The sequence below is a fragment of the Streptacidiphilus carbonis genome, from assembly GCF_000787775.1.
Classification (GTDB): Bacteria; Actinomycetota; Actinomycetes; order Streptomycetales; family Streptomycetaceae; genus Streptacidiphilus; species Streptacidiphilus carbonis.
Map to the genome: position 1 here is coordinate 46,570 of NZ_BBPM01000005.1, position 20,714 is coordinate 67,283.

General features: G+C 69.6%; 17 protein-coding genes and 1 pseudogene. 9 read left to right on the top strand and 9 right to left on the bottom strand.

The annotated features are described in order from the left end of the window. Positions 1–21: 21 nt before the first annotated feature. The 3 genes and pseudogenes from TR46_RS05340 to TR46_RS43970 form a co-directional block, all read right to left on the bottom strand. Complete coding sequence (locus TR46_RS05340; RefSeq protein WP_042394367.1) at positions 22–600, bottom strand: TetR/AcrR family transcriptional regulator; 579 nt, start codon at positions 598–600, stop codon at positions 22–24. 260 nt (positions 601–860) lie between these two features. After that, positions 861–1,673, bottom strand: coding sequence for a nuclear transport factor 2 family protein (locus tag TR46_RS43965; protein ID WP_236655217.1), 813 nt, complete (start codon positions 1,671–1,673; stop codon positions 861–863). After that, positions 1,659–2,597, bottom strand: a pseudogene (locus tag TR46_RS43970) (NADP-dependent oxidoreductase); the annotation flags it as partial. The pseudogene TR46_RS43970 and the gene TR46_RS43965, both read right to left, overlap by 15 nt. A gap of 461 nt (positions 2,598–3,058) precedes the next feature. On the opposite strand from TR46_RS43970, the gene TR46_RS05350 reads away from it, so the two are divergent. From TR46_RS05350 to TR46_RS05375, 6 genes are all read left to right on the top strand, one after another. Continuing rightward, positions 3,059–4,045 carry a GlxA family transcriptional regulator gene (locus TR46_RS05350; protein ID WP_042394370.1) on the top strand — a complete coding sequence of 329 codons (987 nt, stop codon included), beginning with the start codon at positions 3,059–3,061 and terminating at the stop codon, positions 4,043–4,045. A 298-nt stretch (positions 4,046–4,343) separates the two neighbouring features. Next, positions 4,344–5,168, top strand: coding sequence for an oxidoreductase (locus tag TR46_RS05355; RefSeq protein WP_152626306.1), 825 nt, complete (start codon positions 4,344–4,346; stop codon positions 5,166–5,168). 166 nt (positions 5,169–5,334) lie between these two features. Further along, entirely contained in the window at positions 5,335–6,351 is a 1,017-nt protein-coding gene (locus TR46_RS05360) for an NADP-dependent oxidoreductase (RefSeq protein WP_042394379.1), read from the top strand. A 516-nt stretch (positions 6,352–6,867) separates the two neighbouring features. After that, a complete protein-coding gene (locus TR46_RS05365) occupies positions 6,868–7,566 on the top strand; it encodes an SDR family oxidoreductase (RefSeq protein WP_042394381.1) in 699 nt (232 codons plus the stop codon). 136 nt (positions 7,567–7,702) lie between these two features. Then, on the top strand, positions 7,703–9,154 hold the full coding sequence (locus TR46_RS05370; RefSeq protein ID WP_042394383.1) for a DHA2 family efflux MFS transporter permease subunit: 1,452 nt from the start codon (positions 7,703–7,705) through the stop codon (positions 9,152–9,154). 117 nt (positions 9,155–9,271) lie between these two features. Then, positions 9,272–9,844, top strand: coding sequence for a TetR/AcrR family transcriptional regulator (locus TR46_RS05375; RefSeq protein WP_042394386.1), 573 nt, complete (start codon positions 9,272–9,274; stop codon positions 9,842–9,844). A gap of 266 nt (positions 9,845–10,110) precedes the next feature. Here TR46_RS05375 and TR46_RS05380 read toward each other — a convergent pair whose 3' ends face one another. Next, positions 10,111–10,980: an alpha/beta fold hydrolase gene (locus TR46_RS05380; protein WP_042394388.1), complete on the bottom strand. Its 870-nt coding sequence runs from the start codon at positions 10,978–10,980 to the stop codon at positions 10,111–10,113. Between the two features lie 667 nt (positions 10,981–11,647). Here TR46_RS05380 and TR46_RS05385 point away from each other — a divergent pair. The 3 genes from TR46_RS05385 to TR46_RS05395 all read left to right on the top strand — a co-directional run bounded on the left by TR46_RS05385 (position 11,648) and on the right by TR46_RS05395 (position 14,460). Then, positions 11,648–12,250: a TetR/AcrR family transcriptional regulator gene (locus TR46_RS05385; protein WP_042394391.1), complete on the top strand. Its 603-nt coding sequence runs from the start codon at positions 11,648–11,650 to the stop codon at positions 12,248–12,250. Positions 12,251–12,526: 276 nt separating this feature from the next. Further along, positions 12,527–13,531, top strand: a complete 1,005-nt coding sequence (locus TR46_RS05390; RefSeq protein WP_042394784.1) for an NADP-dependent oxidoreductase — start codon at positions 12,527–12,529, stop codon at positions 13,529–13,531. A gap of 59 nt (positions 13,532–13,590) precedes the next feature. Continuing rightward, the gene (locus TR46_RS05395; RefSeq protein WP_042394393.1) at positions 13,591–14,460 is read left to right on the top strand and encodes an alpha/beta fold hydrolase; all 870 of its coding nucleotides are present in this window, start codon (positions 13,591–13,593) and stop codon (positions 14,458–14,460) included. Positions 14,461–14,570: 110 nt separating this feature from the next. On the opposite strand, the gene TR46_RS05400 is transcribed toward TR46_RS05395, so the two are convergent. The 5 genes from TR46_RS05400 to TR46_RS05420 form a co-directional block, all read right to left on the bottom strand. Next, a complete protein-coding gene (locus TR46_RS05400; RefSeq protein ID WP_042394787.1) occupies positions 14,571–15,470 on the bottom strand; it encodes an aminoglycoside phosphotransferase family protein in 900 nt (299 codons plus the stop codon). Between the two features lie 136 nt (positions 15,471–15,606). Continuing rightward, positions 15,607–16,824, bottom strand: coding sequence for an alpha/beta hydrolase (locus tag TR46_RS05405; RefSeq protein WP_042394397.1), 1,218 nt, complete (start codon positions 16,822–16,824; stop codon positions 15,607–15,609). Next, a complete protein-coding gene (locus TR46_RS05410; protein WP_042394399.1) occupies positions 16,814–17,701 on the bottom strand; it encodes a hypothetical protein in 888 nt (295 codons plus the stop codon). Before TR46_RS05410 ends, TR46_RS05405 begins: the two co-directional genes overlap by 11 nt. Next, complete coding sequence (locus tag TR46_RS05415) at positions 17,698–18,006, bottom strand: PadR family transcriptional regulator (protein WP_042394790.1); 309 nt, start codon at positions 18,004–18,006, stop codon at positions 17,698–17,700. Before TR46_RS05415 ends, TR46_RS05410 begins: the two co-directional genes overlap by 4 nt. Before the next feature lie 324 nt (positions 18,007–18,330). Continuing rightward, positions 18,331–20,529: an MMPL family transporter gene (locus tag TR46_RS05420; RefSeq protein ID WP_042394402.1), complete on the bottom strand. Its 2,199-nt coding sequence runs from the start codon at positions 20,527–20,529 to the stop codon at positions 18,331–18,333. Between the last annotated feature and the right edge of the window lie 185 nt (positions 20,530–20,714).

Consider the following 20,714-nt stretch of genomic DNA (forward strand, 5'->3'; position numbering starts at 1 on the left):
GGAAATCGCACGCAGGCAGGGTCAGAGAAGGTCGACGGTGGCGTCGATGATCCGCAGGAGGCGCTCGGGCCCCGACCCCGCACGGGCCATGAGCTTCACACCGTTGACGGTATTCACCAGCACCCCGGCCAGGGCCCTGGCGTCACGCCCGGAGTCGATCTCCCCGGCGCGCTGTCCCTCCTCGACCAAGGCGCGGAAGGCGACCTCGAATCGGTCGAACATGCCTTGCACCTGCGAGGTGACGGCTTCGTCCGTGCGACCGAACTCCATTGCGGCGTTCAGTGCCAGACAGCCACGGCGGTCGGGGTCGGCGAGGTCCGCCTGGGCGACGGCGTACAGCGCCGCGCGCAGCCGCTCCTTCACCGGCCCGGAGTCGTCGAGCAATTCCGCCACAGTCGCGTCCTGCAGGTCCAGGTAGCGACGCAACGCCAGGTCGAACAACTGGCGCTTGCCGCCGAATGCGTTGTAGAGACTGCCCTTTCCGATACCGAGGGCGTCGACCAGGCACTGAGGTGTGGTGGCGCCGTAACCATGACGCCAGAACACCTGCATCGCCTGCTCGACAGCCGCGTCCGGATCGAACTGCTTGGGCCTTCCCATGACACCCACACTAAGCATTCTTGACCTGGAGGTCAAATAGACATGGGCGGTGACCCGGCAGGTCAGCGAGCACCCTGGGCACGGCGCCTACGGCGCCAGCTCAGGGGCCAGGAGACTGAGGGCGCCGAACCACAGGATGCCCGGGTTGACGTGCTCGGGGCGCAGGACAAGCGTCCCCTCGAAGAAGTCCATCGGCGTGGGCGAGCCCTGGAGCAGCCGGTCCGCGTCGGCCCCGTGGGATCGCTGTGAACCGGCGGCCGTCAGAACATCGTGTTGTCGTTGGCGGCGTTCTCCGGCACGTCCTGTGAGGCGTCCCAGTGCTCGACGATCTTTCCGTGCCGTACCCGGAAGAGGTCGATGACCGACTTGCCGCGCTCGCCGGGCGAGTTGACGACGTGGAGGTGGGCGGCCACCAGGTCGCCCTCGCCCATGACCCGCTTCAGGCTGATCTTCAGCTCCGGGAACTCGTCGGTGTACGCCTGCAGCCCGGCCTTCAGGTCCGCCGCGCCGGCCGGGACACCCGGATTGTGCTCCCGGCGCTCGGGGCTCATGTGCGCGTCGATGGCACTCAGGTCCTGGTTCACCAGGAGCCGTTCGACGTAGTCGGTGACGATCCCCTTGTTGTACGCGGTGAGCCATCGCTGTGAGGGCCTACGGGTCCGCGGCTCGCTGAGGGTGGAGAACAGGTCGTGGCCGTCGGCCGTACTGGCGGGCACCTGCTGGAGGATGTCCCAGTGCTCGGCGATCTTCCCGTCCTGGAAACGGAAGAGGTCGAAGATCGCGAGCTCGGGGACGTCGGGGTTGCCGGGGACCAGGACGCCATGGGAGTGCAGGAGCACCATGTCACCGTCGGTGATGGCCCGCTTCTCCTCGTACGTGGCATCCGGGTACTGCTGCTTCCAGGCGGCACCGAAGGCCTTCATGGCCTCAGGGCCGTCCGCGGCGAGCGGGTTGTGCTGGATGTAGTCGGGCCGGATGTGCCGGTCGATGACGGTCGTGTCACCTGCTTCGAAGGCGGCCCGGAGCACCCTGGCGACGATGTCCGCCGGCCGGGACCCCTCCACCGTCAGCACGATCTTGCCGATCGTACGGCCGGTCTCGCCCAGCGCGTGTGCGTTGGCCGCCTCCGCGAGCGGGAAGACGGCCTCGATATGGGCGCGCAGGGCGCCGGCCTCGACGAGGGCGGCGATGGCCCGCATGCCCGCCTGGTCGGCCTCGACGAGAAGGGACTCGAAGCGGATGCCCAGCTCGGCGATCTTCGCCAACTCGTCGGCCCCGACCGGGACGGGAAGGATCGAGACGAGGGTGCCGCCCGGGCGCAGCACGGCCAGGGAGCGGGCGCGGGCCGCGGAGTCCAGGGAGATCGGGTCGAGGACCACGTCGATGTCCGTGAGGACCTCGGTGAAGTCGACCGCGTGGTAGTCGATGACCTCGTCGGCTCCGAGGGAGCGCAGGAAGTCGTGCTTGGCGGCGCTGGCGGTGCCGACGACGAACGCGCCACGGGACTTGGCGATCTGGACGGCGAGATGGCCGACGCCGCCGGCCGCCGCGTGGATGAGGACGCGCTGGCCGGGCTGGATGTCGGCGGTGTCGACGAGCGCCTGGTAGGCGGTGAGGGCGGCGAGCGGGAGGGCTCCGGCCTGGACGTGGTCGATGCTCTCGGGCTTGGCGGCGAAGGACCGGGCCGGGGCGGTCACGTACTCGGCGTGCGAGCCTGCCCCGTGGGGGTAGGGCAGCATGCCGAAGACCTCGTCGCCCGGCTTGAACACGGTGACGCCGACACCGACGGCCTCGACGACCCCGGAGACGTCCCAGCCGAGGACCAGCGGCATGCGGTCGATGGTCAGGGGCCGGGCACGGTTGTACCAGTCGGTCGGGTTGACGCCGGCCGCGCGGACGGCGACCAGGATCTCGCTCGGGCCCGGCTCGGGACGGGGAAGTCCGACTTCCTGGAGAACCTCGGGGGAACCGTGGGTCTCCTGGCGGATGGCACGCATGGTGGCGGGAGTGCTGTTCGTCATGTGTCCACCGTGGCCGTCCTCCACCCCCCGCCGCCATGGCATGAATGCCAACTTTCAACGGAATCACGCCACGGCGTCCTGTCGCGGAGAGCGGGGCCTGGACGACGTCCACTGCGTCCGCACCCCGCCGTGCGTGCTCCCGACGACGCACACCGAAACGGCCGACGACCGAATGCCGGCCTGCTCGAACAGGCCCCTCGTGACCTGGACGGCGCCGAGGGCCCGGATGTGGTGGGAGCGGCGACCGTGGACGCGGCGGTGAGGGCAAGGCGGCGGACGGGTGCGGCACTCTCACGGCGACCTCGTCCCCGAACCGGGCGAACTGGCAGGGGCGTTGACGAACAGCTCGGACGGGGGACGTTCGCCACGGGGTCGGCATGACCACCGGTGCCGTTCGCTACGATGGCATGAAAGCCTACTTTCGACGGGATCGCGCCATGGCACACGTTCACCGGGTCGTCGTTCTGGCCGTCGACGGGGTGTACCCCTTCGAACTGGGTATCCCCAGCCGGGTCTTCGAGGCGGCGGACCGCCGCTACGAGGTCCTCACCTGCAGCGTCGACGGCCGCCCGGTCCGCACCAACTCCGACTTCTCCATAACCGTCGAGCACGGACCGGAGGCGCTGCGCACCGCCGACACCGTCGTCATTCCGCCGTTCGTCAGCACCGCCGTCACCCCGGAAATCCCCCGGGCCGTCGTGGCGGCACTCGCGTCCGTGGCTCCGGCCACCCGCCTGGTGTCGATCTGCACCGGCGCCTTCGTACTCGCCGCCGCCGGGCTCCTCGACGGTCGCCCCGCCACCACCCACTGGGTGGTGGCGGACCTCTTCCGCGCATGGTTCCCCAAGGTCGCCCTGGACCCGAATGTCCTTTTCATCGACGACGGGGACGTGCTGACCTCGGCCGGCGCCGCCTCCGGACTGGACGTCTGCCTGCATCTCATCCGCAGGGACCACGGCAGCGAGGTCGCCAACCAGGTCGCCCGCATGTGCGTCACGCCGCCGTGGCGCGACGGAGGACAGGCGCAGTACATACAGCACCCGGTGCCCGAGCCCGCGGCAAGCGGAACGGCCGCCGCCCGGCAGTGGGCTTGGGAGAACCTCCACGAGCCCATGACCCTGGCGAATCTCGCCGAGCACTCCCACATGAGCCTGCGCACCTTCGCCCGCCGTTTCACCGAGGAGGTGGGCATGAGTCCAGGGCGCTGGCTGATCCAGCAGCGCGTCGAGCGGGCACGGCACCTCCTGGAAACCACCGATCTCCCGGTGGACGAGATCGCCGGCCGGGTCGGCTTCGCCGGCGGCACCTCGCTGCGCGAACACCTGCACGCCGCCCTCGGCGTCTCCCCGATCGCCTATCGGCGCACCTTCCGCGGCGCACTGTCGCCCAGCCCGCTGACCACTGCCGCACATGCCACCGCGTAAGGAGACGGGTCGAGCCGCATGCCCGACCTGCTGATGGACGCCGCGAGGCACCCGGCCGTACAAGGCGGCCCAGGGCACGAAGACAGAGCCCCGAGCGCGGCCCGGAGTGGCCAAACCGCTTAGAGCGCCAAGGCCTTGTCGCCGCCTCCGTCCTACATGTTGATCATGTGGCGGCCGGGGCGTGCACGGCTTCCTTGACGGATCGCCGAGGTGACCCCCTTGCCAACGACCGACAGCCCCCATATTGTCGTACGAACGTAAGGCATACGGGCGTAATTCAAAGCCAAGGGAGTTCGTGATGGCGACAACTCGGCCGGTGGTGCTCGTGACAGGCGCCTCATCAGGGATCGGCAAGGAGACGGCCCGGGCCTTCGCCGCGGCGGGCTTCGAGGTAATCGGGACCGCTCGCAACACCGCGCGAGTCACCGCGCCCGCCGGGGTGGCGTACCTCGACCTCGACGTGACCAGTGACGAATCGGTCGCCTCCGTGGTCAAGCAGGTCATCGACCGGTTCGGCCGCATCGACGTCCTGGTCAACAATGCCGGCGTCGGCGCCAACGGCGCCGCCGAGGAGTTCTCCGTCGCCCGGACGCAGGAAGTCTTCGACGTCAACGTCTACGGCATCATGCGGATGACCAAGGCGGTTCTGCCGCACATGCGCACTCAACGGCGCGGACGCGTCATCAACGTCTCCTCCCTCAGCGGGTTCGTCCCCAGCCCGTTCATGGCCATCTACACCTCGACCAAGCACGCGGTCGAGGGCTACTCCGGGTCGCTGGACCACGAGGTCCGCGAGCACGGCGTCCGGATCCTGCTCGTCGAGCCCGGCCCGATCAACACCCCGTTCGGGGACCACAGCGTGCAGGGCGACACCCCGATGCCGCTCTACGCGCCAGGACGGCGCACCTTCGACGAGGTGCTGGCGAAGAACACCAGCGGCGGGGACGATCCCGCCGTCGTGGCCAAGGTGATCGTCGCGGCGGCCACCGACAAGAATCCGAAGCTGCGGCGCACCGCCGGCTCGACGGCCGCGAGCATCAGCGTGCTGCACCGCGTCCTTCCGGCCCGGACCTTCGACCGCATCGTCCGCCGATTCAACCGGATGCCGAACCGCTCCAGTTGACGCTCCTCATCGACGGCACACCGGCGGCGACACGCGTCCAGCACGCCGGCACTGTCGCCACCGCCACCACCACCACCACCGGCCAAGCGGCACACACCATGATCGACGCGGCCACCACGACGCGCCTCACATCGAATCCACTTACTGTCGAAGGGACTTGATCCACATGTCCGAGCAGACCCTCCCCACCACCGCACGCGTCTGGCACCTGGACTCCCGCCCGGAGGGGCGGCCCGTCACGTCGGACTTCTCGCTGCGCCAGGTGGAGCTCCCCGCTCCCGGGCCGGGGCAGCTCCTGGTCACCAACGAGTACCTCTCGGTCGACCCCTACATGCGCGGCCGCATGAGCGACAAGAAGTCCTACATCGAGCCGTACGACGTGAACGCGCCGCTGGACGGCCCTGCGGTCGGCCGCGTCCTGGTCTCCAACGCTGAGGGCTTCGCGCCCGGCGACAGCGTCGTGCACGTCCTCGGCTGGCGCGACCACGCCGTCCTCGATGCCGCGGGCGCCCAGAAAGTGGACCCGGACCTGGCACCGCTGAGCGCGTACCTCGGCGTGCTCGGTGTCACCGGCCTCACCGCGTACATCGGGCTGGAGCGGTTCGCGAAGATCAAGGAGGGCGACACGGTCTTCGTGTCCGGCGCGGCGGGCGCGGTCGGCAGCGTGGCCGGCCAGATCGCCAAACTCAAGGGTGCGGGACGGGTGATCGGCAGCGCTGGCTCGGACGACAAGGTCAAGTCACTGATCGAGGAGTACAGCTACGACGCTGCGTTCAACTACAAGAACGGGGTGGTCGCCGAACAGTTGGCCCAGGCCGCGCCGGACGGCATCGACGTCTTCTTCGACAACGTCGGCGGCGAGCACCTTGAGGCGGCCATCGGCGCGCTCAGGTTGCACGCCCGCATCGTCCTGTGCGGGATGGTCTCCCAGTACAACGACGAGAAGGTCGTCGGACCGCGCAACCTGTGGAACCTGTCCGTGACGCGTTCGGACATCCTGTCCTTCATGTTCAGCGAAGAGCTGGACCTCCAGCCCGGCTTCGTCCGCGAGGTCGGCGGCTGGCTCGCCGCCGGCAAGCTCCGCTACCGCGAAACCGTACGGGACGGCCTGGACAACACCCTGGACGCCTTCCTTTCGATGATGCGGGGCGAGAACATCGGAAAGATGATCGTCAAGCTCTGAGCCCGGACCGGGGTGGCGGCCGAGGAGTGCACCGTGGGCACGGTGGCCCTCGGCCGCTTGTGCACCGCCGATCGACGCGCCATCCACGCCGCCGATTTCGGCACCGTCCGTGCCGCCGGGAACACGCGACGACTGCGGCCTTGACCGCTTCACGAGCGATCGCCGGACACGAGGGCGCCAGCGGGGTGAGTTCGCACGCCTCCGCAAAGCGAACGGGGGCGCCAGAGCCCGCCGGTCACACACGCCGATCGCCGATGGCGAGCGCACCCTCCGGAGCAGGGCCCCGGCATCACACCCACAGCGCTTTTCCCGCAGGGCGCTTGCGATCACCGAGTCCGGCTACATAGTATTACGATCGTCAGCTAAAAGCTGGCCCTCCGCCGACGCCTCGACAGACACATCTCGCGGCACTCTCCCGGCGGACCCGAAGGGCAGACCTCACATGCGCCACCTCCGCCGGAGGGGCGACCGGTCTCCTCGCTCTCAGCACGCCTCTCACTTCATCAGGAGCTTCCCGTGGACCTCTCCACCAGCACCGCCCTGGTAACCGGAGCCAACCGCGGCTTCGGCCGGGCCCTCGCCACCGAACTGCTCAAGCGCGGCGCGACCGTCTATGCCGGCGCCCGCAACCCCGACCACGTCGACCTTCCCGGCGCCAAGCCGATCGCGCTCGACATCACCGATCCGGCCTCGGTCGCCGCCGCAGCCGCGGCCACCGGCGACGTGAACCTCCTGATCAACAATGCCGGGTCGAGCACCGGCGCCGACCTGCTCACCGCAGACCTGCACGACATCCGCCTGGAGATGGACACGCACTACTTCGGCACGCTCAGCGTGGTCCGCGGCTTCGCTCCGCAGATCGCGGCCAACGGCGGAGGGGCGATCCTGAACATCCTTTCCGGCCTTTCCTGGGTCAGCTTCCCCGAGCTCGGCGCCTACTGCGCCGCCAAGTCGGCTGAGTGGTCACTCACCAACACCCTCCGCGTGCAACTTGCCGACCAGGGCATCCGAGTGTCCGGACTGCACGTCGGCTACATGGACACCGACATGGCCCGGGCAGTCGACGCAGAGAAGTCCGACCCCGCCGACATAGCCCGGATCGCCGTCGACGGCATCGCCGCCGGCGCCTACGAGATCCTCGCCGACAACGCCGCCCGCCAGGCACAGGCCGCGCTGGCCGGAGGCGTCTCCGCGCTCTACCCCCAACTCCCCTGAGAACGGGCCGCTCAGGAATCCGCGCCGACCGGGGAGTCCGGCGCTCGAGAACACACCGTGGACCGTCGCAAGCCACTCGCGACACTCCAGTCCATTTGCCCCATCGCCACGCACGCACGTCTGCCGAGGGAACGTCATGCAACAGCTCCGCAAGCCGCCCACCGGCTCCGCCGGCACCGTCTGGGCCCTCGTCGTCACCAGCGCGGCCGGATTCATCACCGCGCTCGACAACCTGATCGTCACCACCGCTCTCCCCTCCATCCGCAGGGACCTCGGCGGCGGCCTCGCCGACCTCGAATGGACGGTGAGCGCCTACACCCTCACCTTCGCGGTGCTGGTGATGTTCGGCGCCTCCCTCGGTGACCGCTTCGGCCGCAGACGGCTGTTCGTGATCGGGCTCACGATCTTCACCGTCGCCTCCGCCGCGGCCGCCCTCGCCCCGGGTATGAACGAACTGATCGCCGCCCGTGCGGTGCAGGGCCTGGGAGCCGCGATCATCACGCCGGTGACACTGACCCTGCTGTCGGCGGCCGTACCGCCCGAGCGGCGCGGTGCGGCCTTCGGCATCTGGGGCGCTGTCAGCGGCATAGCCGTGGCCACCGGACCCCTCATCGGAGGCACGCTCACAGAGCACCTCTCGTGGCAGTGGATCTTCTGGGTGAACGTCCCGCTCGGCCTGGCGCTGATCCCGCTGGGCCGGCTGCGCCTGAACGAGAGCCGCGGCTCCGACGCGAGCCTCGACGTTCCCGGCACACTCCTGGTCAGCGGCGGCCTCTTCGGCATCGTCTACGCCCTGGTGCGGGGCAACACGGACGGCTGGACCAGCATGACGATCCTGGGCGGCTTCGTCGCGGGTACCGCGCTGCTGATCGGCTTCGTCGGGTACGAACTGCGCGCCAAGCACCCGATGCTGCCGATGCGTCTCTTCCGCCACCGCTCCTTCAGCATCATCAACGTGGCCAGTCTGCTGATGTTCCTGGGCATGTTCGGGGCGATCTTCCTGCTCAGCCAGTACCTTCAGACGGTCGGCGGCTACTCGCCGATGGAGGCGGGCGTGCGGATGCTGCCGTGGACGGCCATGCCCATGATCGCCGGGCCGCTCGCCGGAGCACTGTCCGACCGGGTCGGCGGCGCGCCCGTCGTCGCGGCAGGCATGGCTCTCAACGCGCTGGGCCTCGGGCTGTGGGCACTGGCCGTCGAGCCGCGGGTGTCGTACACCCATCTGCTGCCCGCGCTGATAGTCTGCGGAATCGGCATGGGCATGTTCTTCGCCCCCAGCGCGAACCTCGTCCTGAGCTCGGTCCGTCCGGAGGAGGAGGGAATCGCCTCCGGTGCCAACAACGCGATCCGCGAGGTCGGCGGCGCCATCGGCGTCGCCTCACTGGGAGCCGTCTTCGCCGCCCAGGGCGGCTACGGTTCCGCGTCGCTGTTCGTGGACGGGCTGGTCCCGGCGCTCTGGGCCGGGGCGGGTGCGGTCGCCCTCGCAGCGGCCCTGGCGTTCCTGATGCCGCGTCAGCGCAGGACCGACGGCCCGGACACCGGCCTTGCCGCAGGGGAAACCGATATCGGCGCCGCGGTCGCGAACTGAGCCCACGTCCCAGATCAACTGCCGGATCGACCCACCGATCGTAATATTACGTGCGACAGGCCATGGATTAGGCTGGAGTGCGCCGCAGCAATGTTACGAAGCGAGTGGAGAACGTCAGTGGTGCGTTACGCCCAGGAGCACAAGCAGATCACCCGGCAGCGGATCATCGAGAAGGCCGGGCAGCGGTTCAAGCAGGACGGCATAGACGGTTCCGGCGTCACCACCCTGATGTCGGACGCCGGACTGACCAACGGAGCCTTCTACGCCCACTTCGCGTCCAAGGACGACCTCGTCGCCAACGTCGTCGCTGCGGAGCTGCGCGCGCAGGTGGAGACGTACGACACCCTGCGGCCGGGACGCCAGGGGCTCGAAGACCTCATTCGCGAGTATCTCTCACCCCAGCACCGGGACCATCCCGAAATCGGATGCCCCTCAGCCGCCCTGCTCGACGAGATCGGCCGCTGCGGGGAGACGACCAAGCAGGCCTACACCGACGGCGCGAAGGCCATCGTCGAAGAGATCGCCGCCCGGCTGGCACCGGAGGATCCGAAGTCCGCCCGCGGCAAGGCCGTCGGGCTCTACACCATGATGGTCGGAACGCTGCAGCTGTCCCGCGCGCTCTCCGACCAGTCGCTCGCGGATGAGGTGCTCGAGCAGGGCATCGAGAACGGCCTCGCCTTCATGCGCTGAGCGTTCCCGACCGAGCGTTCCTGTGCTGAGCCCTCCCGCACTGAGCGGGAGGGACGGCCGGTCCGCAGCACCGTGAGGCACGTGCCGTGAGGTCACCCGCCTCCGCCGTGGCATGCCCGGGACGTCTACTCCGGACCGCGCCCCCGCCATCGCGGAACGTCCCAGGAACCTGCATGTCAGCCACACTCGACCGGCCCTCGAGCCGATCGCCCCGACGGGCATCACGGCCCTGAGGCAGTCTTCGCGGCTTGATGGACGCCCAGCCCCTACGGCCGTGCGAGGAACTCGAGAGCCGTGCCCACGAACTCCTGGTGGAACTGGAAGATGCCGCCGTGACCGGCGTCGGGGTAGATCACCAACTCGGCGTTCGGCAGCCGCCGGACCATGTCGGCCGAGTTCGGCGACGGCACCATCCTGTCGTGGTCGCCGTTGGCGACGAGGACGGGCTGCTGGACAACGGAAAGATCCTGCGGCCGCTCCAGTCCCCAGCGGTGGATGGCCTTGAGCTGGGTGAGGTACGCGATCGGGGAGATCGCCTTGTCCCGGTCCTGGGTGCGCTCCTTCAGCCGGGCCAGGAATTCCTTGCCGGCCCGGCGCCCGTTGGCCGTGCGGGTGAAGAAGAGGAACTGCTTGGGGTCCTGGAGGGTGAGCAGCGCCCGGACGGTGTCGAGGTGGGACAACCGGGTCACGTTCTTGATGCCCTCGCCACCCGCAGGGCCGGTACCCGTGAGGATCAGCTTGCGGACGAGCTGCGGCTCCTCCTGCACGATCACCTGGGCGATCATGCCGCCCATCGAGAAGCCGTGGATGTCCACCTGCTCGAGCCCGAGCGCCCGGATGAAGGTGACCGTGTCCTTCGCCATCGCCTGGATGGTGTCCGGCGTCGAACCGCTGGAGGCGCCGACACCCCTGTTGTCGAACGTGATGACCCGGTGCTTGGCGGCGATGCCGTCGACCACCCGGGGGTCCCAGTTGTCGAGCACGGCGGCGAGGTGGGTGATGAACACCACCGGGACACCGGTGCGCGGGCCGAGATCGCGGTAGGCGAAGGTCACTCCCCCGGCGGTGACGGTACGGGTCGGCGCGTCCTTGTACGACGTCACGACATCGCCCCGCGCTGCTGCTGAGTCATTCATCTTCGTGCCCTTCTGAGGGAGTTTCCGCGAGTGCACCCCCTTCTCACGGGAGAGGGTGCAGCACGGATACCTGGGTCTCTCGGCTGCGACTGCAGTCCGGGGTCGGAGCGAAGGCTGATGGGGCCGAGCCTTGTGCGGTCGGTCCCTTCGGACTTCCTCGACCATTGAAGTATGACCGTACTCCCATGAGGGCGCAAGCGACGAGCCGTACTCAATGACGCCGATGTCGGACCGCGCACACAGACACCGCCCGAGATGACATTGGGGTCGCCTCCCGCGCTTGCGGGGCAGCCAGCGGGAGACTCGTGCGGACTGCGACGCAGTGAGGATCAGCGGCGCGACGGATGCGGCCAGACCGCGAGAAGGTCGACCACCCGCCTTGCGGGGGCCTGGCGCTCAAGCCGCCGGGACACAGGGCGGGATGCCTCTTTGCTTCCGACTCCACACGAGGGGGCGTTGCGGCGGGTGCGGATCTGCGTCGAGTCGTACAGCAGAGCGCAAGCCACCAGCCAGAGGGCCGATCATGAGCATGGACACAGAGCCGCAGCCGCCGACTCACCGCCACCTGGGGCGATCGTCACAAGGATCATTGAATTACGTTCACAATACAATACAGTGGAGAAGCGGCGGAGGGTGAACAACCGCTCCGGCGACCGAAGGAGTATGCGTGCGATACGGGAAAGAGCACAAACAGGAGACCAGGCAGCGGATCATCGAGACAGCCGGCCGCCGGTTCAAGAGGGACGGGATAGACGGCTCGGGCATCGCTGCGCTGATGAAGGACGCAGGACTGACCAACGGCGCCTTCTACCTCCACTTCACGTCCAAGGACGAACTCGTGGCCACCACGGTCGCCGACCAACTGCACGCCCAGAACGCGAACATCGTCGCGCACGCGGCACCCGGTCACGCCGGACTCGAACAGATCGTCCGGTGGTACCTGTCCCCCTGGCACCGCGACAGCCCCGGCGACGGCTGCCCCTCAGCCGCCCTGCTCGACGAGATCGGCCGCTGCACGCACACGACCAAGCAGGCCTACACCGACGGCGTACTGGTCATCGCCGACGGCATCGCCGCCCGGCTGGCGCCCGACGATCCACTCTCGGTCCGCACCGTGACACTCAGCACCTACGCCATGATGGCGGGGACACTACAGCTCTCCCGAGCCCTCGCCGACCCGCGGCTCGCCGATGAAGTCCTTGAGCAGGGCATCCACAACGCCCTCGCGCTGCTGGGTGTCGACCATGCCCGCGCCGGGGCCGCAAGCTGAGGCACCCGACAGAAGACGCGCCGGAGGCGACCGCCCCTCGCCGATCAGCACGTCACCGGCCGCGGCCTCCATCCCTCCGAACACGAGCCCCGCTTGCAGCCCGTCATCCGACGATGTTAATATTATGACCGTAATTTAAATGACGACCCACTGGTCGTCGACATTCGGGCAGTCCCGACGCCCACCTCGCATGTCCCCTCGATCCGTGGGCGTGCGCGTACATCCTCACAAAGCAGGAGCAGTCCGTTCGCTGGCGGACGAGATATGGAGACGACGATGAAGGCCTTCTTGGTCGAGCGCTACGGGGACAAGGACGGTCCGCGGGCCGGTGACGTGCCGGAGCCGAAGGTGGGCAGGGAGGACGTGCTGATCCGGATCCGGGCGGCGAGCATCAATCCGCTGGACCGCATGATCCGTGACGGAGAGATGAAGGCGATCCTGCCGTACCGGGTCCCGTTCGTCCTGGGCAACGACCTGGCCGGGGTGGTGGTCGAGGTCGGCGCCGCCGTCACCCGGTTCTCGGTGGGCGACGAGGTCTACGCGCGGCCCGACAAGGACCGGATCGGCACGTTCGCCGAACTCATCGCGGTGCGACAGGATGACGTGGCGCTCAAACCGGGCGCACTGACCATGGAGGAGGCCGCCTCCCTTCCCCTGGTCGCACTGACCTCGTGGCAGGCGCTGGTCGAGCGGGCAGGCGTCCAGCCGGGCCAGAAGGTACTCATCCACGCCGGCTCCGGCGGCCTCGGCACCATCGCCGTCCAACTGGCGAAGCACCTGGGTGCGCACGTGGCCGCGACCACGAGTACGGCCAACCTCGACCTGGTGAAAAGTCTGGGCGCGGATGTCGTCGTCGACTACAAGAAGCAGGCGTTCGAGACGGTCCTGCACGACTACGACGTCGTCCTGGACGCACTCGGCGGCGAGACGCTCAAGAACTCCCTGCAAGTCCTCAAGCCCGGCGGAAAGGTCGTCAGCGTCGCCGGCCCGCCCGACGCCGCCTTCGGCAGAGAGATCGGAGCGAACCCGGTCATCCGGCTGGTGATGTCCGCGCTGAGTTTCCGGATCCGTCGACGTGCCCGGCGCCACAACGTCACCTATTCCTTCCTGTTCATGAAGGCCAGCGGCAACCAGCTGCGCGAACTCACCCACCTCATCGACACCGGCAGGATCCGCCCGGTCGTCGACACCGTCTTCCCCTTCGAGTCGACCCGGGAAGCACTGGCGTACGTCGAGGCAGGGCGGGCGAAGGCCGGCAAGGTCGTCGTGAAGATGACGTGAGCGGACAGTCCCGCCGGTCACCGACATCACCCCGAAGCCCGCGACAGAAGGACCCGGACATGAACGCACCGCACTACTCCCCCTACCCAGCGTCGGCGTCGTACAGGGATGCGGCCACCCGCTCCGTGTCCGTACAGGGTGTGGACTTCGCCTATCGGGAACTCGGCCCTGCGGAGGGCGTGCCGCTCATTCTCCTGATTCATCTGGCCGGGGTCCTGGACAACTGGGATCCGCGGGTCGTCGACGGACTCGCCGCAGCGCACCGGGTGATCACCTTCGACAACCGTGGCGTCGGCGGCTCGGGCGGCTCCACACCGGACACCGTCGAGGCGATGGCTCGCGACGCCGTGCTGTTCGTCCGGGCCCTCGGATTCCAGCAGGTGGATCTGCTCGGTCTGTCGATGGGCGGCTTCGTCGCGCAGGTCGTCGCGGCGAACGAACCGGGCCTCGTGCGCAAGGTCATCCTCGCGGGTACGGGCCCCGCCGGAGGCCCCGGCATCGACAGGGTGCCGGCGCTCACGATCCAGGCCACGCTGAAGGGTGCCCTGACCCGACAGGACCCGAAACTGTCCCTCTTCTTCACCCACAGCGCTGACGGCCGGCGGGCGGGACGGGCCTTCCTGGAACGGCTGAAGGAGCGCACCGACAACCGCGACAAGGACATCTCCCTGCCGTCTCTCCGCGCCCAGCTCAAGGCCGTCAAACGGTGGGGCCGCCAGACACCGTCGGACCTGTCGGGCATCCGCCAACCCGTCCTCGTGGCAAACGGCGAGAACGACCGGATGGTACCCAGCCAGAACACCCTCGACCTTGCCGCACGCCTCCCCCGGAGCCGACTCCTCCCGCTCTACCCGGACGCCGGGCACGGCGCAATCTTCCAGTACCACAGGGAATTCGTGACAGAGGCGCTTGAATTCCTCGAATCCTGAGCCCGGTTGACGGTTGATCACGGGTGCCGAAGCGGCGCTGGACGTGGCTCCGCCGCGTGATCGCGTGGTGCGCGATCACGTCTCAGGACTTCCCCGAGCCCACGGAGCCGTCAGGTCAGCAGCTCGGCCAGGCCATCGGTGAGCCGGATGAGCCATGCCGGGTCGCCGTGCTCACGGCCCCAATGCGCAGCCATCACGGCGCGGGCTTGGGCCCAGCGCTGGACGCGTTCGCGGTCGATCTCGGCGGCGTCGGCAAAGATGGCCAACCGGCGCAGGACCGCGGCCTCCAGGTCGTCAGCGGCAAGCAGGTCCTCGAAGCGGCTGCGGAGAAGCGTGATCGCGTCGTACGCCGGGTCCCCGACGTATCCCTTGGGGTCGATGGCCAGCCAGGGTTCTCGCTCGGCCCGCAGAACGTTCCCGAAGTGCAGGTCGCCGTGGACAAGTGTGTCCGGCTGGTCGCAGCCCAACTCCCGGAGGGTCGCGGCGGCGGCCTGCACGACGCGGCGGGGCAACGGCCGGGCGAGTCGTGCAGCGTCCTTACGAAGGTCTTCCTGCCAGCCCTCGGCTCGATCCCGCAGACGCGGCAGACCTGCCGGGGCCCGGACGGCAAGTCTGCGAACGAGCCGGCCCGCGACAGCGACCGCCTCGTCGACGTCGTCGAGTTCGGCCAGGGTGCCTTCGCCGGCCTGCTCCAGCAGCATGGCGAAGCGCGCGTCGTCACGCTCGAGCAGCAACACCGCGCCCCGCCCGCGCCAGGCCGCGAAAGCGTCCGGTTCATGAGCGTTTCCAGGGTGGGGAAAGGAGACCTTCAGGACCGCAGACGCTCCATCAGCCGACCGCACGGGAACGATGATCCCCACCCCGCCGTGTCCGACCTGCTCAGCGATCTCGCAGTTCCAACGATCAAGAAGTTCATCCACCACAGACGGCAGAGACGCAACCCACTCCTGACCTTGCTCGCCCTGCCGCTCGATGGTGCCCTGCGCGAACCCCGCCGGGATCTCGATCACCACAGCACACTACCCAGCGGCCCGCACCACGTCAGGCTCTCGGAATTACGTGCCGAAGCCGCGGGGAATCGCGGTCTCCGACAGCGCTCCGATCACAAGATCAGCGAGCGCGACGTTCGGACTCCTCTGCCCATGCTCACGACGCGGTGCGCTGTACCTCGACCTGTGGGTACGGCGAGGACCGGCCGGTCAGCAGCGGTTCCGGGAGGCCGCGGGCGACATGGTCGACGAACGCGACCAGGTAGGCGTCGGTGATGGCCAGCGCGTCGTCGCCGCTGATGGACCCGAGCCCGACCACGGAGCGGATCGGCGCGGCCAGGTAGTAGGCGCCGTAGTCGCTGAAGTTGAAGTGCTCGGACCCGTCGAGCCGGTAACTCCAGACGGGCCCGGTACTGGCTGCCAGCAAGGTGCGAGCGGCGTCGCGTTCGGACTGCTCGTCGGCATTCCTCGGCTGACAGGTTCCGGTGATGCACGAGATCTGGCCGGCCAGCAGCATCATCGGTTTGGCGAGCCCGGACCGGACGACCGTGCCGAACTGGGTGCCGTCCAGATCCGCCGCGCCGACGCAGTGCGCGTCGTCGTGGCAAGCCTGCAGCGCGGACGCGCCGCCGAAGGAGTGGCCCAGGTACACGGTGGTGGCCGCGTCGAGGTGCCCGGTGAACCGCCCGGTGGTGTCCAGCGCGGCGAGCTCGGTGGCGACGAAGCGGTCGTCGGCCGCCCATACGCCGACCAGCCGGTCGTCGGCTGGGCGCATGCTGGTCGCGTCGGAGCCCTGCGGGTTGCCGGAGGGTGTCGCGCTCACCGGTCGTCCGTTCAGCACCGTCAGGTTCGCGCTGTAGGTGGGGGTGATCCCGGCGACCAGGTATCCGTGGCTGGCCAGGTTCTCCGCGATGGTGGTGTACTGCGGCGCGGCCAGGCCCAACCCGGGTTCGAGCACCACCACGGGGAAGCGGCCGGCGGCGACGGGGGCCTCGGCGACGGCGTGCACCCGGATGTCGTCGAAGCCGGTCTCGCCCAGCCCGGGCAGGCCCCCCAGATGCAGTCCCGACCAGGCGCCCGGGGCGTAGGGCGCGGATGGCGCACCAGGGGCGGGTGCGGCCGGGTACCAGAGCCACACGGACAGCTCCCGCGGCGTGCCCGCCCGCGGGGCGAGCGGATCGGTCCGGGTGTGGTCGGTCCAGTCGGCCGTGGTCCGGCCGACTGGATAACGCCCGGTCGGGGCAGGCAGCGTGACCTGCTGCCCCGACCGGACCGCGACAAAGCCGATGTAGCCGCCGAGCGTCACCACCAGCACGATCACCAGGACGAGCAGGGTCTTCAGGGTTCGGCGCAGCCACCGGCGGTCAGTGCGCATCGACGCTGCCCCGAGTGCCTGCGACGGCGGCCCGCAGACCGCGTGCGGAGGAGGTCGCCGCGACCACCAGCGTGACCGCCATGACCGTGCCGTAGCCGGTCAGTGCCGTGAACCCCGGCCGGTCGGCGAAGGTGACCAGGCCGCAACCGACGCTGGCGGGAACGGCCACCGCCATGAGTGCCGTGGCGACCGCGCCGGCCAGGGTGGTCACGCGCAGCTCCGCACCGCTCGGCGCGACGTGCCGCAGCGCGACAGCCGGTCCGGCGGCGCAGGCGGCGCCGGTGAGCAGGCCGAGCCCGATCAGGACCAGAAACCCGGTGCGGCCGACACCCGCCCCGTGGGTGATCAGCCGGAGCAACGCCGCAGAGCCCAGGAAGGCCGATACGGCGACCGGCGGGGCGAGCAACAGCAGGAGGGCTCGGCGGCGTCCGGGATGGCATTGCGGGGCGCGGAGGACGGCGGCCACCGGCGGCAGCCAGCCGACCGCGATGGCCAGCGCCGACGTCCCCGAGGCCAGCGCGTAGACGTTGTACCACCCCGCGGCCGGGTCGGTGTGCCCGCTGACGTACCATGCCCCGTCCCGACTGGTCTTGGCGAACAGGACGGCTCCGGCCGCCAGCGCCGTCCACGCGCACAGGGTGACCGCGACGGTGGCGCGCATCCGTCCCGTCCGGTCGTGCAGGTGCGTGCTGGGACGGACCCAGGCGTGCAGCGCCGCGACCGCGACGTCGACCACCTGTCGAACCCCGCCGTCGCTGTCCTCCAGCAGGGCCGCGAACTCCGTGGCGTAGCGCTGCCGCCACGCGGGCGGATACAGCCCGACCAGCGCGCGCGTCCGCCGGTCGGGCCTGTCCTCGGCGGCGTTCGGGATCTTCACGGCATGGCCCCTGCGGCCCGGAGCCGGCGTAGCCCCAGATCGGCCACCCGCCGCATCTGCGCCGCCTGCTCGGCCAGCGTGCGCTCACCCAGAGCGGTGATCCGGTAGGGGCGGCGGCGCCCTTGCGCGGGCAGCGCCTCGATCAGCCCATCAGCTTCCAACCGGGCCAGCACCCCGTACAGGGTGCCGGGCCGGAGGACGACGCCGACCGAGTCCGCGATGTCCTGGGTGATCGCGTAACCGTGCCTGGGTTCGTCGGCCAAGCTCGCCAGCACGAGTACGGCTGGATCGTTCTCGGACACCATGAGTTCCCCCTCTATGTCGCAGGACACTATAACGCCTCACGATGTATCGCCAAGCAGGGTAACCCATGACGGGTGGCGGGCTTCTGTGTGGAGCCGGCGAAGTCGCGTTCCGGCGCTGACGGTGACGAGGTCTCAGTTCCCAGGCTGCGGCCTCGTCGGCGGTGGCGGCCGGTGCTGTCCTGCGGTGGTGCCGTACTGCGGTGGTGCCGTCCTGGGACCGGACGTCTCGGCGCCACGGCGGTGCATCGTGCACCGCCGTGGCTGTTCGGCTCTGCCGCTGTGTGACCGTGCCCCCGGGTGGCTCTACGACTGTGCTGCTGGGCGTCAGACGAGCGCGGCTCCGGGAACGCGGGCGGGCTGCTCCTCCGCGGGCGGCTCGATGGCCAGGTGCGGCAGACGGCGGTCCAGCCAGCGGGGCAGCCACCAGTTGGCCCGGCCGCACAGGTACATCACGGCCGGTACGAGCACCGTCCGCAGGACGAGCGCGTCCAGCGCCACCGCGGCGGCCAGGCCGATGCCGAACTCGGCGATGCTGCGCTGGCCCGTGAACACGAATGCGGTGAACACGGCGATCATGATCATGGCTGCGGCGGTGATCACCCGTGCGGTGTGGGTCACGCCGGCGAGCACCGAACGGGCGTTGTCATGGGTGCGCGACCATTCCTCGGCCATCCTGCTGACCAGGAACACCTGGTAGTCCATGGACAGGCCGAACAGGACCGCCAGCACCAGCTCGGGAAGGTAGCCCTCGACGGGACTGGGCGAGCCGAGGCCGAACGCCCTGGTCCCCCAGCCCCATTGGAAGAAGGCGGTGAGTACGCCGAACGAGGCTGCCGCAGACAGCAGGTTGAGCACCGCTGTGACCGCGGGGATGAGCAGGCTGCGGAAGGCGAGCACGAGCAGCAGGAAGCTGAAACCCACGATGGTGGTCAGGAGCCAGGGCAGCTTGGCGCTCGTCATGGTCGCGAAGTCGATGAACGTGGCCGTCAGGCCGCCGACGTAGACGTGCAGTGTGGTGCCGTGCGTGTAGCGCGGTATGACCGTGCCGCGCAGTCGGTCGATCAGCGCGGAGGTGGCGGGATCCTGGGGCGATGTGGCGGGCAGGACCTGGGTCACCTCGATCGTCGGACCCGCGCCGGGCGTGGTCTGCGCGGGCACGGTCTCCACGGCGGCCACCCCCGGAACGGCGGCGAGCGCCCGGTCGAGCCGGTCGAGTGCGGCGCGGTCGGCCGCCGACTGGCTCTCGGCGACCAGGAACAGCGGTCCGTTGAAGCCCGGCCCGAACCCTGCGGCGAGCATCTCGTAGCTCCTGTGGGTGTGCGTCGACACGGGGTCGTTGGACGCGTCCGCGAAGCCCAGTCGCAGGTGCAGCACGGGAACGGACACCACGAGCATGACCACGAGCCCCAGGGAGGCGAGCACGGCGGGGAACCGCGGCACCATGCGGGACCAGCGTTCCCACAGGCCGCTGCCGCTGTCCTCGTGGCCCGGTCGGCCGGCCCGCAGCCTGCGGCGTTGCCTGCGGCTGAGCACGCGCGGGCCGAGCACCCCGAGGAGCGCGGGCAGCAGCGTGACGGCCGCGACCACGGTGCACACCACGGTGATCGCCGCCGGGACGGCCAGCCCGTTGATGAACTGCAGGTTGACCGAGAGCAGCCCGAGCAGGGCGATGCACACCGTGCCGCCGGCGAACAGAACCGCGCGCCCCGAGGTGTTGAGCGCCTGCACGGCCGACTGCTCCGGGTCCAGTCCGGACTGCAGGCCGCGGCGGTGCCGGGTGACGATGAACAGGGCGTAGTCGACGCCGACACCGAGGCCGATCAGCGCCCCGAGGATCGGCGCGATGCCGTTCACCGGCATCAGGTGGCTGAGCGGGGCCATCAGCAGCAGGCCGCTGCCCACTCCGGCCACCGCTGTCACGATCGGCAGTGCCATCGGCAGCACCGATCCGAACGCGATGAGCAGGATGACGGCGGCTGCGATGATGCCGATCAGCGACGCGTTCGAGGCCGGCGTCTCCTCGGCGCCCGCGATCGCCTTGCCGCCGACCTCGACCGCGAGACCCGGCTCACGGGCCGCTGTCGTCGCCGCGATCACCCGGTCGACGTCGGCATGCTTCAGGTTGTCCGCCTGATCGGTGAAGGTCACCGTGGCGTACGCGGTGCGCCCGTCCGAGCTCACCTGGACCTGTCCGCCCGGCCGGTAGGGGCCGGCGACCGAGGCTACCGCGGGCAGGTGCGACACCTGCGCGAGCATCGCCGACATCCGATGCTCGACGGCCGGATCGGTGGCGCTGCCATGGCTCACGTGCCAGACGATCTGGTCGGAGTCGCCCGCCTGGGCCGGCGCCGACCGCTGCAGCAGCTGCTGGGCGCTGCCGGAGCCCGTTCCCGGCAGGGTGAGCGAATTGTCGTACGTCGTCCTCAGCGCCTGCGACATCACCGCCAGGGCGATGAAGAGACCTGTCCAGGCAGCGATCACGATGAGGCGGTGCTGGTAGCACCAGCGTGCAAGGGCGGACATGATCCTCCGTTCGGTTCGGTTCGGTCCTCATCGTCGGATTCCCGGCTGCCCCGGTCACCGGCCGTCCGCAGCGACTGCCCGAAGCGCTACCGCGCCGTCCGGCGCGGTTCGCGGCATCGCCTACTGCGTCGGCAGTAGTCCTGATCCCGGGTACCCCGCCGGCGCTGCCCGGGTACGGTACGGTG